Genomic DNA, 20258 nt, shown 5'->3' with positions numbered 1-20258 from the left:
AACAAATTCATTACAATCGTGTAATGTACATAGCTGTATTACATTTACGTCATCTTCCCCACAGGTTGATTATTTTTATATATGATCATAAGGACATCTTTTATGTACCTCAGAAGGTAATTACACATGAATATATTAATCACGACCACTGCGTTTACAGCTTTATTTTGTGGGGCAGCTTTTGCTCAGTCCAGTGATATTGCCCATGAAGCACATCGATTTGTTAATAATGCCTCAGCCGTCAGTCATGTGAATTCCTCGACGCATGAAAACTTACCGGACAGGGTTAATAAAAACAACACGCCCTCATTCTCTGAAATGAATGAACATGAAAGGGCCATTGTTGCTCATTCATTTATGAACAACAGCGCGTCCTATGCGCATCAGAAAATGATTGAGGAACATAAAAAAATGCTGTCCGGCAGTGATGCAAATTCAAAGACCTCGTCTTCTTCTTTTAACGAACTGAATGCCGGAGAAAAAGCCGCTCTCGTGCATGAGCAGGTCAATAATGCCGGTGCGGAAGCACATCAGACGCAGGCAAGAAAGCTTCGCGGGCTGTATTCGACCAGGTAACTGCAGGCGGGTTAGTGCTTAGCGTCAGGTGCGCAGCAGGGCTTTACTGACGGGTTACGTAGCAGGACATGAGCCCCATATTGCTCTGCCGTAACCTGTTTCAGTCCCGTTAATCATCACCGTCGGGCTGGTCATACAGTTCCCAGAGCTTCAGGAGCAAACGGGAAACAAGATATGTTACAAAAATGACGACCATCAACGGTGCTCCCGATTAACTGACAGATGACACGCCTCCTGAAAACCCCTAGCATACGCCGCAGTGTTCATGCTAACGGCGAATTCCAGTAAATGTATTCTACCGATGTCGTAAAAGAAAATGCCTACCTTTCAGCCACCCGCTCGGGGCTGGAATCGAACGAGATCGCTACTCTTCAGCGCTCCTTGCCTTCCCGGTTTAATCTGCGGCATTTGAAAAAAAATGAATCATTAAAACTCGTACTGCAAAAGAAAGCGGGAAAATCACGTGTCGTGGCCTATAAATTTACGTCCGGTTCATTTAATTACACGGCGTATCGTATATCAGATAAAAAGTTCTATAACCTTTCCGATACTTCCGGGAAAGGCAGTCTCGATTATCCGTTACCGGCCACAGCAAGACTCAGTTCGCCTTTCAATCCTGCAAGACTTAACCCGGTATCGGGAAAAGTGAGTCCCCATAATGGCATTGATTATTCCATGCCCATGAACACGAAAATAGTCAGCGTCATCGACGGAAAAATCACCCGGGCCGAATACAACAGTACCATGGGATATTTTGTTGAAGTAACGGGAAAAGCCGGTGTTAAAACTCGCTATCTCCACCTCAATAAAATACTCGTTACTAAAGGGGCCAGGGTTACACGGGGAGGTGCTATTGCGTTATCCGGTAACAGCGGACGTTCATCCGGTCCTCATCTGCATTACGAGCTGGTCATCAATAACAACCCTGTTAACTCTCTGGCGTTCCGGGCAGCGGCACCCGCTGATAACAAACTCGAACAGCATGCCTTTGCGCATGCCAGAGACTACGAACGATACCTGGACTGATAACGGGACCGCGACGCGGCCCCGTCTGCCGGATTAATTTTTTTTATCGTTTTCACTTCCGTGATGTTGATGATCTCCATGCCCTCCGTGGCCGTGGAAAAGATGCATTAGCGGGCAGACCAGCAATAACAGATATGGCCAGTAACCTGCCACATGTGACCAGTGTTCGCGCAGGAGGGCAAATGCCGCGATCGCGGCGACAGCAATAAGCGCATAGGTGGTACTTTTCATACTGGACTCCTTCTGTTCGTAACTGACCCTTCACTCAGTGTTATTTCCCGAGCCTGACACTTTTCAGACGCAACGCATTCACAATGACGCTGACGGAGGAAAGAGCCATGGCCGCCGCCGCAATAACTGGCGACAGCAGTATTCCATACACAGGATAAAGCAGACCTGCAGCCACAGGCACGCCAAGTGCGTTGTAGATAAATGCAAAAAACAGATTCTGACGGATATTTTTCATGGTGATCTCTGACAGATGACGGGCCCTGTTCAGTATCATCAAGTCGCCTTTGAGAAGGGTGACTCCGGCACTTTCAATTGCCACATCTGTACCCGTTCCCATGGCTATACCCACGTCAGCCGCTGCCAGCGCCGGGGCATCATTCACACCGTCTCCGGCCATCGCAACCACATGGCCAGACTCTTTCAGTCGGGTTATCACTGCTTTTTTGCCATCCGGCAGAATTCCGGCTTCAACCTCATCTATTCCCAGTTTCCGTGCGACTGCTTCAGCAGTAAGCTGGTTATCCCCGGTGAGCATAACGATGCGGATCCCCGCCTGACGCAAAGCTTTAAGCGCATCCGGCGTGGTTGTTTTCACGGGATCCGAGATAGCTATCAGGCCTGCAAGGTCCCCGTCTGTGGCCACATAGATAACGGTAGCGCCTTCCATCCGCAACGTATCCGCAACGGCCTTTTGATTATCAATAACTATACTGTTTTCCTGCATAGCCAGTTCATTACCAATAACAACCCGTTGACCTTCGACATCGCCTGAGACACCTTTACCCGACGGTGCATCGAAATGAGTGACTGCGGGTATTGCGATCCCCTTTTCCTGTGCTGCTTTAACTACTGCCATACCCAGCGGATGCTGCGAGCCTTTTTCCACTGCGGCTGTTACACGCAAAAGAGATGTTTCCCCACCCGGATTGAGACTGATAATCCCTGTCACCGTAGGCGAACCTTCCGTGAGCGTGCCTGTTTTGTCGACAACCAGCGTGTCCACTTTTTCAAGACGCTCAAGGGCTTCGGCATTCCTGATTAACACCCCGGCCTGGGCTCCTTTGCCCACCCCCACCATTATCGACATCGGCGTGGCCAGCCCCAGCGCGCAGGGACAGGCAATAATCAGGACCGACACAGCCGCAATGAGACCGTGCGCCATCCTGGGCTCGGGCCCCCAGACAGACCAGATCACGAAAGCAACAACCGCGATAAGTATCACCAGAGGAACAAACCAGCCTGAAACGCTGTCAGCCATTCTCTGGATGGGGGCACGCGAACGCTGTGCATCAGCGACCATCTGAACAATTCGTGAGAGCATTGTTTCATCACCGACTTTCTCTGCACGGATGATGAGACTCCCTGTCTGATTAATGGTCCCCCCGATGACAGGGTCACCCTCCGTTTTGGTAACCGGCATAGATTCCCCGGTCACCATCGATTCATCAACGGTTGTTTTGCCTTCGATCACGATACCGTCGACCGGAATACTCTCTCCAGGTCTGATGCGGAGCTTATCGCCAGGCAGGACATCTTCCGCATTAATATCCGTTTCATGACCGTCATGATCCAGCCGTCTGGCGGTTTTGGGGGCAAGGTTCAGAAGCGCAGTAATGGCGCCTGAGGTTTGTTCCCGTGCCCGCAGCTCAAGAACCTGTCCCAGCAGAACAAGCACCGTAATAACTGCTGCGGCTTCAAAATAAACGGCCACCAGGCCATCCATGTTTCTGAACGATGCAGGAAACCAGGAGGGGAAGACGGTTGCAATGACGCTGTAAACCCAGGCTACGCCGGTCCCCATTGCAACAAGGGTAAACATATTCAGGGAGCGGTTACGTAACGACATTCCGGCCCGGGCGAAGAATGGCCAGCCACACCACAACACGACAGGGGAGGCCAGAAGCAGCTGCAGCCATGTGTTGTACTGTGGCGGTACTGTATTCCTCAACTCGGGAAACAGATGAGATCCCATTTCGAGTACCAGAACCGGAAACGCCAGCAACAACCCCAGCCAGAAGCGTCTTGTCATGTCGTGAAGTTCATCACTCGGCCCCGTGGATGCCGTAGCTACGAGCGGCTCCAGTGCCATTCCACAGACAGGACAGCTTCCGGGACCACTGCGGCGTATCTCCGGGTGCATCGGACATGTCCACACACCTTCAGAATTCTCTTTTTCCGCCTGGTGGTGAGGCTGTTTTATCTGATCAGGGCTGACTTCGTGATGATCGTGGTGATGGTGATGGGAATGTTCACTGGCATCTTCGGTAAGATAACGATCGGGATGGGCTTTAAATTTACTCTCACAGCTGGCGGAGCAGAAATAAAGTTGATGGTCCTGGTATCGAATGCTGCTGTGCGCCCTGTCGGGCAGGATGGCCATCCCGCACACGGGATCTCTCACCTTATGCAATACGTGGCCCTCGTCCGGGGATAATGTCTGCTCAGAAGCAGTCTGGTTGTTGTGTTGCACTGCATTGTCATTTTTCACAGTAACTCTCCTTATGCATACCGAAGCATCTTCTGTCTTCAGGGTATGTCATGGATGCGATTACCACGAATATCGCCGGCACAGGAGTGCCTGCTACCGGCGTCCCGTTATCAGCCGTTCCGCTGACTATTCGATTCGCTGGAAGACTTTTTTACTTCCATCCGGTGAGAATGCGATAACATCGTAAGCCTCTTTTCGGGCTCCCATCTCCATTCCAGGACTTCCTGCTGGCATACCGGGGGTGGCGAGACCGTATATACCTGAACCAGACAGCATTGCCTTATGTATCGTTGTCGCAGGCACATGGCCTTCAATGATCAAATTACCGGCAACCGCGGTATGACAACTTCGCAGTCCTGCAGGAATAGCATGCTTTTCTTTCAGGGCTGACAGCGCCTGATCATTCATGACGTGAGTTCGTACTTCAAACCCGTCTTTTTCCATCGCCTTGCCCCACAGGGAACAACAGCCACAGTTTTCAGATTTGTACATATCAATCACTTTTTCACTCGCCATCGCGGGCAGTGAAAGGCCGAGAGCCAGCGCCATCAGAACCACTTTTTTCATACTCACCTCTGTATATTATCGATTTAAACCCTGACGTCAGGGTGAATCAGTAAAGAAGGACACCCACAGGGGGTGCCCTTTCAGGTTCAGGACACGCTTTTTTTATGTCTGCGCAGCCAGATTAATTTGTAGGCGGCAGGAATAATGAACAGGGACAGCAGCGGAGCCGTGATCATCCCACCAATCATGGGTGCCGCGATACGGCTCATGACTTCTGAACCTGCACCGGTTCCCCAGAGTATTGGCAGCAGACCCGCAATGATCACCGCCACGGTCATGGCTTTCGGCCGGACACGCAGTACGGCACCATGATAGAGGGCTTCATCAAGGCCTTCCGGTGTGAACGTCTCTTTACGGGACAATTCCGGGTGCGCTTCAATGGCATGACGCAGATACATCAGCATGACCACGCCAAACTCTGCTGCCACCCCGGCCAGAGCGATAAACCCCGTTCCGGTTGCGACAGACATATGGAAGCCCTGCCAGTACAGGAACCATATCCCGCCAACCAGGGCGAACGGCAGGCTCATCAGGATCAGCAGGGCTTCATCAACCCGGCGGAATGCCAGATACAACAGGATGAAGATGATCATCACCGTCATCGGCACCATCAGCTTCAGTTTCTTGTTGGCATGCTCAAGCAGTTCAAACTGTCCGGAGAATGACACGCTGGTACCCGGTCTCAGTTTCACTTTCTGACTGATCGCCGTTTTAATGTCATTAACCACCGACACCATATCCCTGCCGCGCGCGTCAATGTAAATCCAGCTGGCTGGACGGGCATTTTCCGTTTTCAGCATAGTCGGCCCGGAAACGACCTTAATATCCGCAACATCGCCCAGCGTGATCTGCTGCTTCATCGGGGTCAGGATCGGCATCTGTTTCAGGGCCTGCGGGCTGTTCCGGTAATCCTGCGGATAGCGGATATTAATCGGGTACCGGGCCACGCCTTCAACCGTTTCCCCTACCGTCGCGCCGCCGATGGCTGATGAGATGAACAGCTGCACATCGCCCACCGTCATTCCGTAGCGGGAGGCTTTTTCCCGGTTGATATCCACATCAATGTAGCGCCCGCCTTCCAGTCGCTCTGCGAGAGCAGACACTACGCCGGGTACGGTTTTGGCGACCGCTTCGATACTCTGCGCCGTTGCATCGATATCGGACAGAACCGTTCCGGACACCTTGATACCTATCGGGCTTTTGATCCCGGTTGAGAGCATATCAATACGGTTACGGATTGGCGGCACCCAGAGGTTTGCCAGCCCCGGTAAACGGACGGTCCTGTCGAGTTCTTCAATAATCTTGTCAATCGTCATGCCTGGACGCCACTGATCCTCAGGTTTGAGCTGGATCGTGGTTTCAACCATTTCGAGCGGTGCGGAATCCGTGGCGGTCTCTGCTTTACCGGTCTTGCCAAATACAGAGGCCACTTCAGGAACGCTTTTGATTAACTTGTCCGTCGTCTGCAGGAGCGCTGCAGCTTCAGCCGGAGAGACACCCGGCAGGGTCGACGGCATATACAACAGGTCGCCCTCGTTAATCTTCGGCAGAAACTCACCGCCCACCTGGCTCAGCGGCCAGATAACGGTGAAAATGGACAAGGCCGCAACCAGCAGGGTTGTTTTTGGCCAGTGGAGAACCCGCAACAGCAATGGATGATACGCTTTGATCAGTACCCGGTTCAGGGGGTTACTGGTCTCTGCAGGAATTTTCCCCCGGATCCAGAATCCCATCAGAATCGGAATGACGATGATGGCCAGCGCGGCCGCGCCCGCCATGGAGTACGTTTTCGTGAATGCCAGCGGGCCAAACAGACGTCCTTCCTGACCTTCCAGGGTAAAGATAGGAATAAAGGACAGGGTGATGATCAGCAGGCTGATAAACAGTGCGGGTCCCACTTCAACGGAGGCGTCGGTAATCACCTTCCAGCGGGTGGCGTTGTCAATCTGCTCACCCGGATGCTGATGATCCCACTCCTCAAGCCGCTTATGCGCATTCTCAATCATCACAATGGCGGCATCCACCATCGCACCGACGGCAATCGCTATCCCTCCCAGCGACATGATATTGGCGTTCAGTCCCTGGAAGTGCATGACGATAAAGGCGATACACAGACCAAGCGGCAGAGAGATAATCGCCACCAGGGCAGAACGTACGTGCCACAGGAACAGGGCACAGACGATGGCCACCACGATAAACTCTTCCAGAAGTTTGGAACTGAGGTTATCAATCGCCCGGTCGATGAGCTGGCTGCGATCGTAGGTGGTCACGATTTCAACGCCTTCCGGCAGGCTGGCCTTCAGCGTCTCAAGTTTATCCCTCACTGCCGTGATAACGTCGCGTGCATTTTTACCCGACCGCAGGATCACCACGCCGCCAGCGACTTCGCCCTGGCCGTTCAGCTCGGCAATACCACGCCGCATTTCAGGCCCGGTCTGCACGCGGGCAACATCCCGCAGATAAACCGGCACGCCGTTCTCGCCTGTTTTCAGGACGATGTTATTAAAATCATCAATGCTCTGAAGATAACCGCTGGCACGGACCATATACTCAGCTTCGGCCATTTCAACGGATGAGCCACCGGCCTCCTGGTTAGACGATTCAAGGGCCTGTTTCACTTCGGGCAGGCTGATACCATACTGAGACAATTTTACCGGATTGACCTGAATCTGGTACTGTTTCACCACGCCGCCAACCGAAGCGACCTCAGCCACGTTCGGGATGGTTTTCAGCTCAAATTTCAGGAACCAGTCCTGCAGAGAACGCAGTTCTGAAAGGTCGTGTTTTCCGCTGCGATCGACAAGGGCATATTCAAATATCCAGCCCACCCCCGTGGCGTCCGGACCGATTTCAGAACTCACACCGGCGGGCAGTTTTCCCTGTACCTGGTTCAGGTACTCCAGCACGCGGGAACGGGCCCAGTACAGATCGGTGCCGTCTTCAAAAATGACATACACATACGAATCACCGAACTGTGAAAAACCACGCACGGTTTTTGCGCCAGGCACGGACAGCATGGTGGTGGTAAGTGGATAGGTGACCTGGTTTTCTACAATCTGCGGGGCCTGGCCGGGATAGCTGGTTTTGATAATGACCTGCACATCTGACAGGTCAGGCAAGGCATCGACAGGCGTGTTAATAATCGTCCATGTGCCCCAGATGCTGAGAAACAGGGCCCCCATCATGACCAGGAAACGGTTGGCGACAGAGCGCCGGATAATCCATTCAATCATCGTCGTCTCCTCAGTGCCCTGAATGCATATTTACAGGCTGGTCAGACATTGCTGGCATACTGCTTTCTGTTTTTTCAGGGTGGCGCATACGTTCCAGTGCGCCCGTAATATTGGCTTCAGAGTCAATGAGGAACAGGCCACTGACCACCACGGTATCGCCTTCATTCAGGCCGGAGCCGATGCCGGACTGTTGCTGTGACTCATGCAGAACGTGGATCTGTTTCGGCACAAACTTGCCTTCATCATCAACAGTAATCACGCGCTGTTCTTTGCCGGTATCGATAACGGCCTGGCTTGGTATCAGCAGCATCTCCTGGCTTCTGGTATTCAGTTTCAGATAGGCATTCATGCCCGGCTTGAGAAACTCATCCTTATTAGAAACCTGGAGACGGACCTGAAGCGTACGGGTTGTCTGATCCACGCTGGGAAGAATATTCCATTTTTCGACATGGAATGTTTTATCCGGATAAGCCGGTACCGAAATTTCAAACTGCGACGTATCTTTCAGCAGATAGGCGATAGATTCTGGCACTGCAGCGCTGATCCAGACCGGGTCCATTCCCTGAATCTGAGCCACCACCTTATCTTTCGAAATATTCATGCCGGTGCGCAGGTCAAATGCAGTAATGACACCATCAATAGGTGCTTTAATGGTAAAACGGGTCTGAATGCTCCGGGTAGAACGCAGTCTCTGAATATCCTCTTCCGGCATACCTGCCAGGCGAAGCCGTTCCAGAACGCCTTTAATTTGCGTGGAAGTACCACCGGTGCTGGATAACAGAAGGAATTCACTCTGTGCTTCCACCCAGTCCGGAATGGTAATATCGATAAGTGGCGTCCCCTTCTTCACATGATCGCCAATCGTCATGGGGTAGACTTTTTCGACAAACCCGTCAGAACGCGCCTGCACAATAACAAACTGATACTCGTTATAGCTGACATTAGCCGGGATTGTCTGAGAATAATTCAGCATTCCTCGCGTGACTTTTTGCGTTTTTAATCCCAGATTCTGAACCTGGGTTGGGTCGATACGGATCCCGCCACTGCTTTTATCGCCACTGTCATCAGCATATTTTGGCACCAGGTCCATATCCATAAAGGGCGATTTTCCGGGTTTATCAAATTTGGTATCCGGTTTCATTGGGTCATACCAGAAAAGCACCTTTCGTTCCGGTGCCTTTTGTTCTGTTTTTTCTGTCTTTTGTGCTGAGTTTACATACTGCCAGGCAGTAACCGATATCAGCCCCCCTGCTATGAGGCTGCTGATAATTATTGCAGCATATTTTATCTTTAAAGAAGCCATACAATTTTCCGCTAAAAAATCAAAACACCTGGCATATGCGCCTGACGGTTAACTCACACATATACCTATGTGAATGTACAGGCGCACAGGATGTAATCGCTCCGGACAGCCAATCAGGACTGCGTCACGTTAATGCTTTTGAGTAAGGAGATATTGCCCTGCTGAATAAACGAGAAATCGACATGGTTGCCTGTTTTCAGGGCATTAATAGCATCGTCTGCATTAACAAAAGTAAAGCGCATGGTCATTGCAGGCCAGCCCACCGCTGGAATTGCTTCATGCGAAATGGTGATTTTCTTAGTATTCATATCAATGTCTTTAACGACACCGGTGCCCTTGATAACTTGCTGTACCGAAGCATCACTGGCAGTATTCATATCGCCATGCTGATGTGTTTCAGCATGAAGACCGGCAGAAAACATGACAGAGAACGCACCAAATAAAACGGCTTTAAGTGAATTACGCATTTTAATTTCCTGATTAATTAAATAAATTTACTCTACCCAACCGCCACCCAGCGCGGTAAACAGATTAATTTCGTTAACCTGCCGGGAATAGGTAAGATCGAGAATGGTTTGCTGGGTAGCGAAGAGGGAACGTTCTGCATCCAGCACTTCGATGTAACTGACAGCACCACTTGCATACAATCCTCTGGCACGCTGGAGAGTTATCTGAAGTGAATCAAGATAACGCTGCTGTGACTCAAGTTGCTGGCTAAGGCTGTCGCGCAGCGCAAGCGTGTCGGAAACATCCTTAAAGGCTGACTGAATTTTTTGTTCGTAATTAACCACCGACTGTTGCTGGCGAATTTCAGCCAGCTTCAGATTGGCTTTATTCCTGCCAGCATTAAATATAGGAATTTCAATTTTAGGGATAAAATTCCACATTCCACTTCCTGACGTAAACAGGCTGGACAGCTCCGTACTGCTTGCGGAAAGACCACTGGTCAGGGTAATTGAGGGGAAAAAGGCCGCTCGCGCTGCGCCAATATTGGCATCAGCCGCTTTCAGCTGATATTCCGCTTCCATAATATCCGGTCGCTGCAGCAAAATTTGTGAAGACAGATTTGGTGGCAATTTTACTGGGGCTATCTCCCCGCCTTTCATCCCTTTTTCTGACGGAAGTGCGCGGTACGTTCCCAGCACCAGTTGCAGGGCATTGTTTGCCTGAGCCAGATCGCCTTCTCGTTTGGCTATTTCGGCGCGGGTACTTTCGATTTGTCCTCGCGCCTGTTCAAGTGCCAGAACGTTCGTACTCCCGGTCACGAGCTGCTGCTCAACGAAAGCATAGGACTGTTGATAATTTTTCAGCGTTTCCCGCGCAATACGAAGTTGTTCGTACGCCAGTTGCTGGCTGAAATAGCTTTGTGAAACGTTGGATACCAGCAGGATGTGTACGGCCCGACGGGCTTCTTCGCTGGCAAAGTAGTTCTGGCGATCAGCATCACTCATGTTCTTAAGTTTGCCGAAAAAATCGAGCTCATAGCTGAGCTCCAGTCTCGCGTCGTACTCCTGTGTGGTCGGCTTGTCACCTTTCAGACCACCGCTGTATGTTATCCCGGATGAGGCATTCAGCTGGGGATAACGATCTGCATCCGTGACGTTGAACTGGGCTCGGGCCTCTTCAACCTTCAGGGCAGCCATTCTCAAATCACGGTTATTAGTCAGAGCTTCACCGATCAACCGGGTAACCTGGGGATCGACAAAAAAGTTACGCCAGCCCGTATCCTGATAGCCATTTACCGCTGGCGTCAGGCTGTTATGGGACAGTGAAAACTGCTGGGGTACCGGTGCTGCGGGCCGCTGATATTCAGGCGCAAGCGACACGCAGCCTGCCAGGATGAATATCGTGCTAATGCTGAGTAATTTTAATTTGAACATAACGCTTCTCGTCCAGGCAGACCTGGTAAATGGTTCAAATGAAGTCCAGAGTATTGATAGGGGTACTTTACCTAACGCTCTCTGTTTGCCGGGTGACAGGATAATGACAATGTTGTCATTTTTGCTGTAATCCGTTGATAACGATCGTGGGCGCAATAGAATGACATTAGCAGCCAGCCGGGGAGCAAGATGAAAATATTGATCGTCGAAGACGAAATTAAAACAGGTGAATATCTCAGCAAAGGGCTTACAGAGGCAGGGTTCGTAGTGGATCACGCTGATAATGGTCTTACCGGATATCATCTCGCCATGACAGCCGAGTATGATTTAGTCATTCTGGATATCATGCTACCTGATGTGAACGGCTGGGATATCATCCGCATGCTGCGCACTGCCGGAAAGGGTATGCCGGTCTTACTGCTGACAGCCCTCGGCACGATCGAACATAGGGTCAAAGGACTGGAACTGGGTGCGGACGATTATCTGGTTAAACCCTTTGCGTTTGCCGAACTGCTCGCCCGGGTGAGAACCCTTCTGAGGCGGGGAAACACGATGATCACGGAAAGCCAGTTTAAGGTGGCTGACCTCTCGATTGATCTCGTATCCAGAAAAGTCAGTCGCGCCGGAAACCGCATTGTGCTCACCAGTAAAGAGTTCAGCCTGCTGGAATTCTTCATTCGCCATCAGGGAGAGGTTCTTCCCCGCTCCCTGATTGCCTCTCAGGTCTGGGACATGAATTTTGACAGCGACACTAATGCGATCGATGTCGCAGTAAAGCGACTCCGCGCTAAAATAGACAACGATTACGAGACAAAGCTGATCCAGACAGTCCGGGGCGTGGGCTACATGCTGGAGGTCCCGGATGCATAGCAAACCTTCCAGACGCCCTTTCTCACTCGCTCTGCGGCTGACCTTTTTTATCAGCCTGTCCACGATACTGGCTTTTATCGCATTCACCTGGTTTATGCTGCATTCTGTTGAAAATCATTTTGCCGAGCAGGATGTCAGCGATCTTCAACAAATCAGCACCACACTGAACCGTATACTGCAGTCCCCGGTGGATCCGGATGATAAAAAAATAAGCAAAATAAAGGAATCAATTGCCAGCTACCGCAACGTTGCCCTTTTGCTCCTCAATCCCAGGGGGGAAGTGCTCTTTAGCTCAGCTCAGGGGGCGGCACTACGCCCGGCAGTGAATTCAGCAGATTTTAGCGAGCACAGCCGCGCACGGGATGTCTTTCTCTGGACGGTGGAGGATCCTGCGGGACCGATGGATACCGGGTCCGAAATGAAGATGGAAACATACAGGATTATCGCCTCCTCTGGTCAGGCGATATTTCAGGGCAAACAGCAGAACTATGTCATGCTGACTGGCCTATCCATTAATTTCCATCTCCATTACCTCGATGCGCTGAAAAAGAACCTGATTGCGATTGCCGTCGTGATAAGCCTGTTGATTGTTCTGATCATTCGAATCGCTGTCCGTCAGGGGCACCTGCCCCTTCGTAATGTCAGCAATGCCATTAAAAACATCACCTCCGAGAATCTTGATGCGCGACTGGAACCGACACGCGTTCCCATTGAGCTGGAGCAACTGGTTATCTCGTTCAATCATATGATTGGAAAGATTGAGGATGTCTTTACCCGCCAGGCCAATTTCTCTGCCGATATCGCGCATGAGATCAGAACGCCCATCACCAATCTGGTGACGCAGACTGAAATCGCACTGAGTCAGGATCGAACACAGAGGGAACTTGAGGATGTCCTCTATTCCAGTCTTGAAGAGTATAACCGGATGACCAAAATGGTCAGCGATATGCTGTTCCTGGCACAGGCAGATAATAATCAGCTGATACCTGACAGGGTCATGTTTGACCTCAGAGCGGAAGTCATGAAAGTCTTCGAGTTTTTCGAAGCCTGGGCCGAAGAACGCAATATCACGCTCAAATTTAACGGGATGCCCTGCCTGGTTGAGGGAGATCCACAAATGTTCAGAAGGGCGATCAATAATCTGTTATCCAATGCCCTGCGTTATACCCCGGAGGGACAGGCAATCACCGTCTCAATAAGAGAGCAGGAGAGCTTTTTTGACCTTGTGATTGAAAATCCGGGGAAACCAATCCCTGAAGAGCATTTATCAAGGTTGTTTGACCGTTTTTATCGGGTGGATCCGTCCAGACAACGAAAAGGAGAAGGCAGCGGCATCGGCCTTGCGATTGTGAAGTCAATCGTGGAAGCACATCACGGAAGAGTGCAGGTGGAATCGGACGTACACTCAACGCGTTTTATCTTATCCGTGCCCAGACTGGAGAAAATGATTCCGGACACCCAGTGCTGGGAATAAAGATTTAAATGACAAAGATGTCATTAGCCTGTCATGCAGCAAACAGAAGCCATTCGATATAATTAGTGCAACTTATCAGGAAGGCTGGATTGCTTTATCAATATCCGGCGTCAGTGGACGCCAGGAAATGAATATCCAGTCCCCTCCCGGAGAAATAAACACTTCCGAACCTGTTTCAGTTATGGAACTGAAAACACCGGTTGTACTCCCCCGGACATCACTAATTAAGAAATGGAGAGTTATCATGAAAAATATCGTATTAGCATCCTTGCTGGGCTTTGGCTTAATTTCTTCGGCCTGGGCCACTGAAACCGTGAATATCCATGAGCGGGTCAACAATGCACAGGCACCTGCTCACCAGATGCAGTCTGCTGCGGCTCCTGTCGGGATCCAGGGGACTGCACCTCGTATGGCCGGTATGGACCAGCATGAACAGGCCATTATTGCTCATGAAACCATGACGAACGGGTCGGCGGATGCGCACCAGAAAATGGTGGAAAGTCATCAGAGGATGATGGGAAGTCAGACCGTTTCCCCTACCGGGCCGTCGAAGTCATTAGCGGCAATGAATGAGCATGAAAGAGCTGCAGTTGCCCATGAATTTATGAATAACGGTCAGTCTGGCCCACATCAGGCCATGGCCGAAGCGCATCGTCGCATGCTCAGTGCAGGCTGACGGCGAGGGAAGTATCTGTGCTGTCCTTATTTCCTTGATAGATTTTTCCGTAACCGGATATATGGCAACATCTTTGCCCCCTACAGGGGGCATTTTTATCAGATTCTGCTACAGTTAACGGGCATCAACGCTAAAAGGATATTTTTTATGAAAGCCAGAAACACTTTATTTGCAGTATTAATGTTATCCCTGCCAGCGATTTCAGCAGAACATTCAGAAATGAAAATGACTGATATGTCTACCTCGGCTTCGTCACAGGAATATATGGCTGGCATGAAAGACATGCATGACAAAATGATGGCTGCCGTAAATGAGTCCGATCCCGACAAGGCTTTTGCGAAAGGCATGGTAGCGCACCATGAAGGGGCAATAGCAATGGCTGAGACCGAGCTCAAATACGGAAAAGATCCGAAAATGAGAAAGCTCGCGCAGGACATCATTAAAGCTCAAAAAGGTGAAATTGAGCAGATGAATAAATGGCTTGATAGTCAAAAGTAAACATTGTAGAAATGTCACGACAAGCGTGATTTTACATCGTTCCTGGGCGCGGGAGTCGGTTAATCTTTATATAATTCAAACCCGATTAATTTCGGGTTTTTACTACTCTGTACTCCGGTCCTTTGTTGAGGACCGGAATATATGCACCTGAGATGCTTATTTAATACATTATCTCGTCATGGATACAATGTCGCTCAGGATCTCAACCAGCTCGCTTCTCTCCTGCGTTCCGTCATGATAGGTTGATCTTGAGATGATTCTTTCTGATGTCATCTGAGGCCAGAATTTATCTAGTACATTATCGGGTTTCATTCCCACAGCCCGGCCGATTATTTTTTTAGCGTCACAGGTGTCCGTAAACGTGACGGCTACACCAGTAATTTCCTCGATAAGATCCGGGCACAGATAGTTTTCTATCTCACGTTTGCGCGTAGCGAAAAATACCTTACCGGCCTCCTCTACTTCTTTTTTACGCTTCTGGATGGACAGAACCTGTGCAGGGTCTCCCCCAATATCGGAGTCCAGAAATACGCACCAGGGAAGCCCCAGATCTTTGGCCAGATTCAATGTAACCCAGTGTTTGACGCTACCACACCCTCCTATGAGGACTGGCACTATTTTCACGTCCTCCAGAGAGGCTGGCAGCGCACCTGACTGTTTTAATGAACTGGCCGCATGCCTCAGGAAAGTAACATCCGACTTTCCCTCTACCAGAACAATCCCCTGCGCCCTTTCCATACCGGTCTCTGGCAGCACCCCCAGGCTTTCAGTGGCTTCCTTCAGCACTGCGTCATCCGGCATTTTTACTACGGGTTCACCCGCCTCATTTCGGGTAACATAACGTACGCCTTCGACAGGGATTAATCCGGCCAGCGCCGGGACATGGGTGGTGACGATAATCTGACGGTGCGGCTGGCCTGCCAGTGCCAGTAACGCTTTCATCAGCATCATCTGATAGTTCGGATGCTGTGACGTTTCAGGCTCCTCTATGGCATAAATCACATTTCTGGGCGTCCCCGCGACATTCTTTTCAGCCTCAGCCCGAAAAAAATTCAACAGGATAAGCCTCCTTATCCCGCTGCCGCGCTTATTGATGGGGATGCCATTTTCCCCGTCCAGGATGAAATTGAAGGTCCACTTGGGTTTCTCCTTAAATCGTGGAGTCAGTTCACTGGCGAGTTCGGGGGCCATTTCACGTAATTTATCCAGCGTTCTCTGTGCGACATCCAGGACGCTGTCCTGAATCTCATTTTCCAGCGCTGTAATTTTGTCCTGCAGCGCAGCCTGAGCGTCTTTTACGGCCTGCTGTAAGGGGTTTTTAGCTTCGGAATCCCCGTCGCTGCTTTCCCTGTCGGCTTTGAAAATCGCATACGTGGGCAGCAAATCGAGGATCTTACCCCATAATGATTTTGTGTCGGTTCCGAACTCTTTATCGACATCCAGCATAATTTCCGAACAGGTATAGGGGGCTGCGGCTTCCCTGATGGCCTGACGCCATAACGATGCAGTGCGTTTATCCGCCACATTTTTTTCAACTTCTTTTCCCACCGCCTTGAGCTCAGAAATTTTCATGCCCAGTAAATTTCTCAGGGGCTCCTCATCCGGGTGGATGCAGCGGATGCAGGTCTGCTCCGGTTTTCCTGAGGTCGTTGCTTTAAACGTTTTGACGATTTCAAAATTGCCGTCCTCATTCAGCAGATGTTCTGAGGCGAGCGTGGTCTGCACCCTGTCGTCGATCATGATAAAATCGGGCAGGTCATCAAATTCACAGGCTATTTCAAAACGGCCGTCCCCTTCTCTTAGGCTGAAACAGTTCATGTCATTCTTGTCAGCCTTCATTCCTTCTGTTTCAAAAAAAATAGCCAGCGCTTCCAGAAGCGTTGATTTCCCAAAGTCATTACGACCGACAATACCCGTCATGCTTTCATCAATAATGATTTCAGTAGAGTTTCTGTAGCCTCTGAAGTTTTTCAGTTTTAATTTTCTGAGCCGCATATGAAGTCCTGTGTGTAAGAAAGCGTTTTGCTGCAACCTGAATACAAAATATATTTTCAAATGCCTGCCAACAAGCAGGGATAACCGTTATTCAGAATATCTTAACGACATTTCGGGATTATGATCTGGTCGCGCTTTCAGAACTTTACTGCCCCTCAAAACACCGGAAACTAACTTGTGGTTGGTTACATGGCAAAGTTAAAACTCCAGAATCACGGGTAATGATTTCAATGCTTATTATATTTTTTGGAATTGACTCATGAGCTTTATAATTTAAATGATAATAATAACTATTCTTTTATGCGTAATATTTGCTACTGACACTGATGAATTTAAAAGAAGATAGATTTTCATTTACGGATTATTTCCTAAATTCATCGATAATGTGATCGACATAAAATTTTCACTGAAGAATGAAGAGATAATTTAAGGCCGAGCGAAATAGCTCAAAATGGTGTATTTAACATAACAGAAGAAATGAAAGGCTCTATCGCAACCTGATACTTCAGGCCGCTAAGGGGTTAATCTTGTTGAAGAAAAATTAGACCGGGAAGCGCCAGGCGTCACCATTTCTCCCGCCTGGCTGGAAGTGAAGAATAATTGTGCATAGCTCCGTATTCGGGCTTTGCATCTGACAATGGTTCCCTGGATGAAAGTACGATCTCCACTCCAAGGACGCTGAACACCCTAAACAAACGCTCAAAACCCGCACTTGCAGGGTTGGCCTCTAGTCGGGCATAAGTTTGCTGTGTTATACCCAAACGTTCAGAAACATCTTTTTGCGTCAGTCCATTGGCTTTGCGAAAGCCGATTAAAACAGGACGTAACTGATTCAAAGTCTTCAAAGCGTATTGAGTGTTCATAAGTGACCTTCCGTATCGACGAGTTAACAAGCATAACGCAGGGATTTACAGCATATAGGCTGTAATGCTCATTAACAGACTATAGGCTGTAATACGAATCCTGCCAAGATGCGGCATCTTTCAAATACAAGGCCGTATTGGGTAAGCAGTACACCGTTATATAGCACCCCTTGCCCCTTTGCTGGAGAGGGACCCACGTGATCGCAGGTCTTTTAGACGTTGTTGCTAACCGGCATCATACACAGGTGGTAACCCCCAGGGAAACTCTATGAGTGATAATTTATTCCTGCCCCAGTCAAAATATAAAACCTTATCTAACTAGCTTTCTTAGTATTTTATAAATGAAGTGAAATTAGCGAAGAAGTTTTACATTGTAAAGTGAGCAAAAATATTTACCATTCAACTGGCAAAATTTACAATCTGCAGCCCTTAGCCTGAGAAAATGCACATTAACAGAATAATCATCAAGTCCGATAGAGGCATAACTTACGTCCTCAAAAATATCAGAAATAAATGAGTTGAAATTACAAAAATTAACTTCACTTAACATCTTGAACACCGCAGAAATATATCTATCATGCATTATCTTGACTTCGATAACCTTAGATAAACTTGAATGCGACTTACATTTGAAGAGATCAAAGAGAAAGTAAATCAGCATATTTTTATTGTCCGAAATCCATTTTAAAATTTTATTACGTGCACATGGTAATATATACACTGGATTTTTGAAAGGGTTTGAAACGTCAACCACAAGGGAACAATAACCATGAGGATTTATTCCACTTATAATTAAGTCACTAAGTCCTTTCACTGCATTCAAATAGTTATCAAAACAAACCTCATATAAACTGGTACTATGAACTGCACATTTAGATTCAAACAACCATCTATGACGCAGATAACCAATGCCTTTAGAGTGTATATCTTCAACAATACATTTGTGACAGTAACGAATGTTTGAGATGTTTACCAATGGATATGAATTAGTTATGTGAAAATTTTTCCGACAGGCATCTTCAACAGCGTTAAAATACCCGTAAACACCAGAAGATAACGACACTATATTGGAAGTTAGTATATAACCATTTCTAGTGGCAAGAATGTCATATATATCCTGCAAGCTATGCAATTTGTACATATCAATCAGTTCGAAACGAGGAAAGGCATCGTACCTTAGTGCGCCATGCTTTGATATTATGTTCCTGCAATTGGATAAGTTATACATTATCTGTGAACGCAGAAGAAAACTGTGCCACAATTCATTTTCGTAAACCATATAACTCCCTCTTATTTAATTAGTTCCATTTTTCTGAGAAGTATCATTGTCATTGGTAGTTTATCTCTGTATTTCAAAAGCCAGCCATGCCCTCCCAGTAAAGCATCTAGACTTGTAAGTGACATCGAGTACTGCCCCTGAGATAAAACATCATTTATTAATGATGATGAGATAATATCTCTCTCGCTCCAGTCTACTCTTTTATTTTTATAGCATCGTATTGTTTTAGGAAGACAGGAATTAAGCCAGTCACATTCATGTTTATTTAGCCAATAGAAACTTGCATAACAACTTTCTTTGACTAACTTTCGTGTTATAGAAACGGATTGATTATGTATAAATCTTAATATTTTCTGCTTATGACGCCGTCTTAAAGAATCTTTTTTACATTTTTTACGCCATGAGCATAAACCGTAACAAGATGAAATTACAGAGGATACAGCTCCTTCCGATAATGAGTTTTTCTCAGCTATGGATGCCAGACTAAACCCCCTTACAGCCATAGACTTGATAAGCAATTCAGTGAATATATTAATTTTTGTGTTTCGCTTAAACGCCCTCAGGTATTTTTTATAAATAAGTGTTTTAATGTAACATCTGCTGCGACTAAATTCCTTCCCAAGGTTGCTAACACTAGTATTATTTTCAACTATATGAAAACTGTATTTCTTATGACTTTTAAAGATTTCTTTCTTTTTATTAGTACGACTTCCTGCATACGTTGGCCAGCAAGTATTTAACAAACAATAACAAAGCAAAAGATGCTTTGTGGGATGCTGACAACATTTGTCTTTGAGTATAGGCTCCCAGTAATGATAATCAGTTAGGGATGTTGGTATAAGTCCCGATGAACCCTCCCCAAATAACTGGCACTTAGCATAAACATGTGCGTAGAATACATTTTTCTTTAAATTTCCATCCAATGATAATAAATTCAACTTTTTAAGTACATCCATGTAATTGGGGTGTGTAATATCTTTTCTTCTGATTATATTTAGGGACTCATAACAAAACTTAGCAAAATCGAAGTCTATCTCATTGCTAAGTTGTTCTGTATACGAAACAGGAGGCATCAGTCCAATACGTATGTGCGGTGAAGAAGGGACATGGATGCTTTCAAGCGCTACCGGATGCCGATGGCAGGTTGTAACCCCATGAAGCTGATGCGCCAGGGTGATGCTGCCAACTTACTGATTTAGTGTATGATGGTGTTTTTGAGGTGCTCCAGTGGCTTCTGTTTCTATCAGCTGTCCCTCCTGTTCAGCTACTGACGGGGTGGTGCGTAACGGCAAAAGCACT

The 20258-nt window shown here is 48.2% G+C and carries 17 protein-coding genes and 1 pseudogene; 7 read left to right on the top strand and 11 right to left on the bottom strand.

The genetic code is table 11. The features are described from left to right. The first annotated feature begins 126 nt into the window (after positions 1–126). Both ACHHZ7_RS14435 and ACHHZ7_RS14430 read left to right on the top strand, forming a co-directional pair. Positions 127–576 (top strand): copper resistance protein, encoded by a 450-nt coding sequence (locus ACHHZ7_RS14435; protein WP_001023257.1) that lies wholly within the window; start codon positions 127–129, stop codon positions 574–576. A 288-nt stretch (positions 577–864) separates the two neighbouring features. After that, positions 865–1602, top strand: a complete 738-nt coding sequence (locus ACHHZ7_RS14430; protein ID WP_000287501.1) for a peptidoglycan DD-metalloendopeptidase family protein — start codon at positions 865–867, stop codon at positions 1600–1602. A gap of 33 nt (positions 1603–1635) precedes the next feature. Here the strand turns inward: ACHHZ7_RS14430 and ACHHZ7_RS14425 are convergent, their stop codons facing one another. The 7 genes from ACHHZ7_RS14425 to silC form a co-directional block, all read right to left on the bottom strand. After that, on the bottom strand, positions 1636–1833 hold the full coding sequence (locus ACHHZ7_RS14425) for a DUF2933 domain-containing protein (protein WP_000843494.1): 198 nt from the start codon (positions 1831–1833) through the stop codon (positions 1636–1638). A 40-nt stretch (positions 1834–1873) separates the two neighbouring features. Then, complete coding sequence (gene silP / locus ACHHZ7_RS14420; RefSeq protein WP_001353604.1) at positions 1874–4321, bottom strand: Ag(+)-translocating P-type ATPase SilP; 2448 nt, start codon at positions 4319–4321, stop codon at positions 1874–1876. 126 nt (positions 4322–4447) lie between these two features. Then, positions 4448–4888: a DUF411 domain-containing protein gene (locus tag ACHHZ7_RS14415; protein WP_001472465.1), complete on the bottom strand. Its 441-nt coding sequence runs from the start codon at positions 4886–4888 to the stop codon at positions 4448–4450. A gap of 86 nt (positions 4889–4974) precedes the next feature. Continuing rightward, the gene (gene silA, locus ACHHZ7_RS14410; RefSeq protein WP_000574029.1) at positions 4975–8121 is read right to left on the bottom strand and encodes a Cu(+)/Ag(+) efflux RND transporter permease subunit SilA; all 3147 of its coding nucleotides are present in this window, start codon (positions 8119–8121) and stop codon (positions 4975–4977) included. A gap of 10 nt (positions 8122–8131) precedes the next feature. Then, a complete protein-coding gene (gene silB / locus ACHHZ7_RS14405) occupies positions 8132–9424 on the bottom strand; it encodes a Cu(+)/Ag(+) efflux RND transporter periplasmic adaptor subunit SilB (RefSeq protein WP_000157620.1) in 1293 nt (430 codons plus the stop codon). 113 nt (positions 9425–9537) lie between these two features. Next, entirely contained in the window at positions 9538–9891 is a 354-nt protein-coding gene (gene cusF, locus ACHHZ7_RS14400) for a cation efflux system protein CusF (protein ID WP_001246155.1), read from the bottom strand. Positions 9892–9918: 27 nt separating this feature from the next. Continuing rightward, on the bottom strand, positions 9919–11304 hold the full coding sequence (silC, locus tag ACHHZ7_RS14395) for a Cu(+)/Ag(+) efflux RND transporter outer membrane channel SilC (RefSeq protein WP_000475506.1): 1386 nt from the start codon (positions 11302–11304) through the stop codon (positions 9919–9921). 189 nt (positions 11305–11493) lie between these two features. Between silC and silR the strand changes: the two genes are divergently transcribed. The 4 genes from silR (at position 11494) to ACHHZ7_RS14375 (ending at position 14822) form a co-directional block, all read left to right on the top strand. Beyond that, the gene (gene silR, locus ACHHZ7_RS14390; RefSeq protein WP_000697968.1) at positions 11494–12174 is read left to right on the top strand and encodes a copper/silver response regulator transcription factor SilR; all 681 of its coding nucleotides are present in this window, start codon (positions 11494–11496) and stop codon (positions 12172–12174) included. Continuing rightward, a complete protein-coding gene (gene silS, locus ACHHZ7_RS14385; protein WP_000555736.1) occupies positions 12167–13648 on the top strand; it encodes a copper/silver sensor histidine kinase SilS in 1482 nt (493 codons plus the stop codon). The genes silR and silS overlap by 8 nt, the downstream gene beginning before the upstream one ends. A gap of 244 nt (positions 13649–13892) precedes the next feature. After that, a complete protein-coding gene (gene silE / locus ACHHZ7_RS14380) occupies positions 13893–14324 on the top strand; it encodes a silver-binding protein SilE (RefSeq protein WP_000790485.1) in 432 nt (143 codons plus the stop codon). A gap of 147 nt (positions 14325–14471) precedes the next feature. Further along, entirely contained in the window at positions 14472–14822 is a 351-nt protein-coding gene (locus tag ACHHZ7_RS14375) for a DUF305 domain-containing protein (RefSeq protein WP_000647571.1), read from the top strand. A 168-nt stretch (positions 14823–14990) separates the two neighbouring features. On the opposite strand, the gene ACHHZ7_RS14370 is transcribed toward ACHHZ7_RS14375, so the two are convergent. The 4 genes and pseudogenes from ACHHZ7_RS14370 to ACHHZ7_RS14355 form a co-directional block, all read right to left on the bottom strand. Beyond that, the gene (locus ACHHZ7_RS14370; RefSeq protein WP_045625981.1) at positions 14991–16817 is read right to left on the bottom strand and encodes an AAA family ATPase; all 1827 of its coding nucleotides are present in this window, start codon (positions 16815–16817) and stop codon (positions 14991–14993) included. A gap of 563 nt (positions 16818–17380) precedes the next feature. Continuing rightward, entirely contained in the window at positions 17381–17680 is a 300-nt protein-coding gene (locus ACHHZ7_RS14365; protein ID WP_001097216.1) for a helix-turn-helix transcriptional regulator, read from the bottom strand. A gap of 352 nt (positions 17681–18032) precedes the next feature. Then, positions 18033–18959 (bottom strand): hypothetical protein, encoded by a 927-nt coding sequence (locus tag ACHHZ7_RS14360; protein ID WP_000262423.1) that lies wholly within the window; start codon positions 18957–18959, stop codon positions 18033–18035. An 11-nt stretch (positions 18960–18970) separates the two neighbouring features. Next, positions 18971–20131 (bottom strand): annotated as a pseudogene (locus ACHHZ7_RS14355) (TnsD family Tn7-like transposition protein); the annotation flags it as partial. Between the two features lie 55 nt (positions 20132–20186). Between ACHHZ7_RS14355 and ACHHZ7_RS14350 the strand changes: the two are divergent. Next, on the top strand, positions 20187–20258 hold a 72-nt coding region (locus ACHHZ7_RS14350; protein WP_001568368.1), incomplete at its 3' end, for an IS1 family transposase.

Origin of the sequence: Citrobacter freundii complex sp. 2024EL-00216, from assembly GCF_043945515.1 — a bacterium.
Lineage (GTDB): Bacteria > Pseudomonadota > Gammaproteobacteria > Enterobacterales > Enterobacteriaceae > Citrobacter > Citrobacter portucalensis.
Note: the sequence above shows the minus strand (reverse complement) of the source record. Positions and strands in the feature narration are given on the sequence as shown.

Coding starts and splice junctions, on each gene's coding strand:
- ACHHZ7_RS14435 (WP_001023257.1), top strand. CDS start 127: ATGAATATATTAATCACGACCACTGCGTTTACAGCTTTATTTTGTGGG.
- ACHHZ7_RS14430 (WP_000287501.1), top strand. CDS start 865: ATGTATTCTACCGATGTCGTAAAAGAAAATGCCTACCTTTCAGCCACC.
- ACHHZ7_RS14425 (WP_000843494.1), bottom strand. CDS start 1,833: ATGAAAAGTACCACCTATGCGCTTATTGCTGTCGCCGCGATCGCGGCA.
- ACHHZ7_RS14415 (WP_001472465.1), bottom strand. CDS start 4,888: ATGAAAAAAGTGGTTCTGATGGCGCTGGCTCTCGGCCTTTCACTGCCC.
- silA (WP_000574029.1), bottom strand. CDS start 8,121: ATGATTGAATGGATTATCCGGCGCTCTGTCGCCAACCGTTTCCTGGTC.
- silB (WP_000157620.1), bottom strand. CDS start 9,424: ATGGCTTCTTTAAAGATAAAATATGCTGCAATAATTATCAGCAGCCTC.
- cusF (WP_001246155.1), bottom strand. CDS start 9,891: ATGCGTAATTCACTTAAAGCCGTTTTATTTGGTGCGTTCTCTGTCATG.
- silC (WP_000475506.1), bottom strand. CDS start 11,304: ATGTTCAAATTAAAATTACTCAGCATTAGCACGATATTCATCCTGGCA.
- silR (WP_000697968.1), top strand. CDS start 11,494: ATGAAAATATTGATCGTCGAAGACGAAATTAAAACAGGTGAATATCTC.
- silS (WP_000555736.1), top strand. CDS start 12,167: ATGCATAGCAAACCTTCCAGACGCCCTTTCTCACTCGCTCTGCGGCTG.
- silE (WP_000790485.1), top strand. CDS start 13,893: ATGAAAAATATCGTATTAGCATCCTTGCTGGGCTTTGGCTTAATTTCT.
- ACHHZ7_RS14375 (WP_000647571.1), top strand. CDS start 14,472: ATGAAAGCCAGAAACACTTTATTTGCAGTATTAATGTTATCCCTGCCA.
- ACHHZ7_RS14370 (WP_045625981.1), bottom strand. CDS start 16,817: ATGCGGCTCAGAAAATTAAAACTGAAAAACTTCAGAGGCTACAGAAAC.
- ACHHZ7_RS14365 (WP_001097216.1), bottom strand. CDS start 17,680: ATGAACACTCAATACGCTTTGAAGACTTTGAATCAGTTACGTCCTGTT.
- ACHHZ7_RS14360 (WP_000262423.1), bottom strand. CDS start 18,959: ATGGTTTACGAAAATGAATTGTGGCACAGTTTTCTTCTGCGTTCACAG.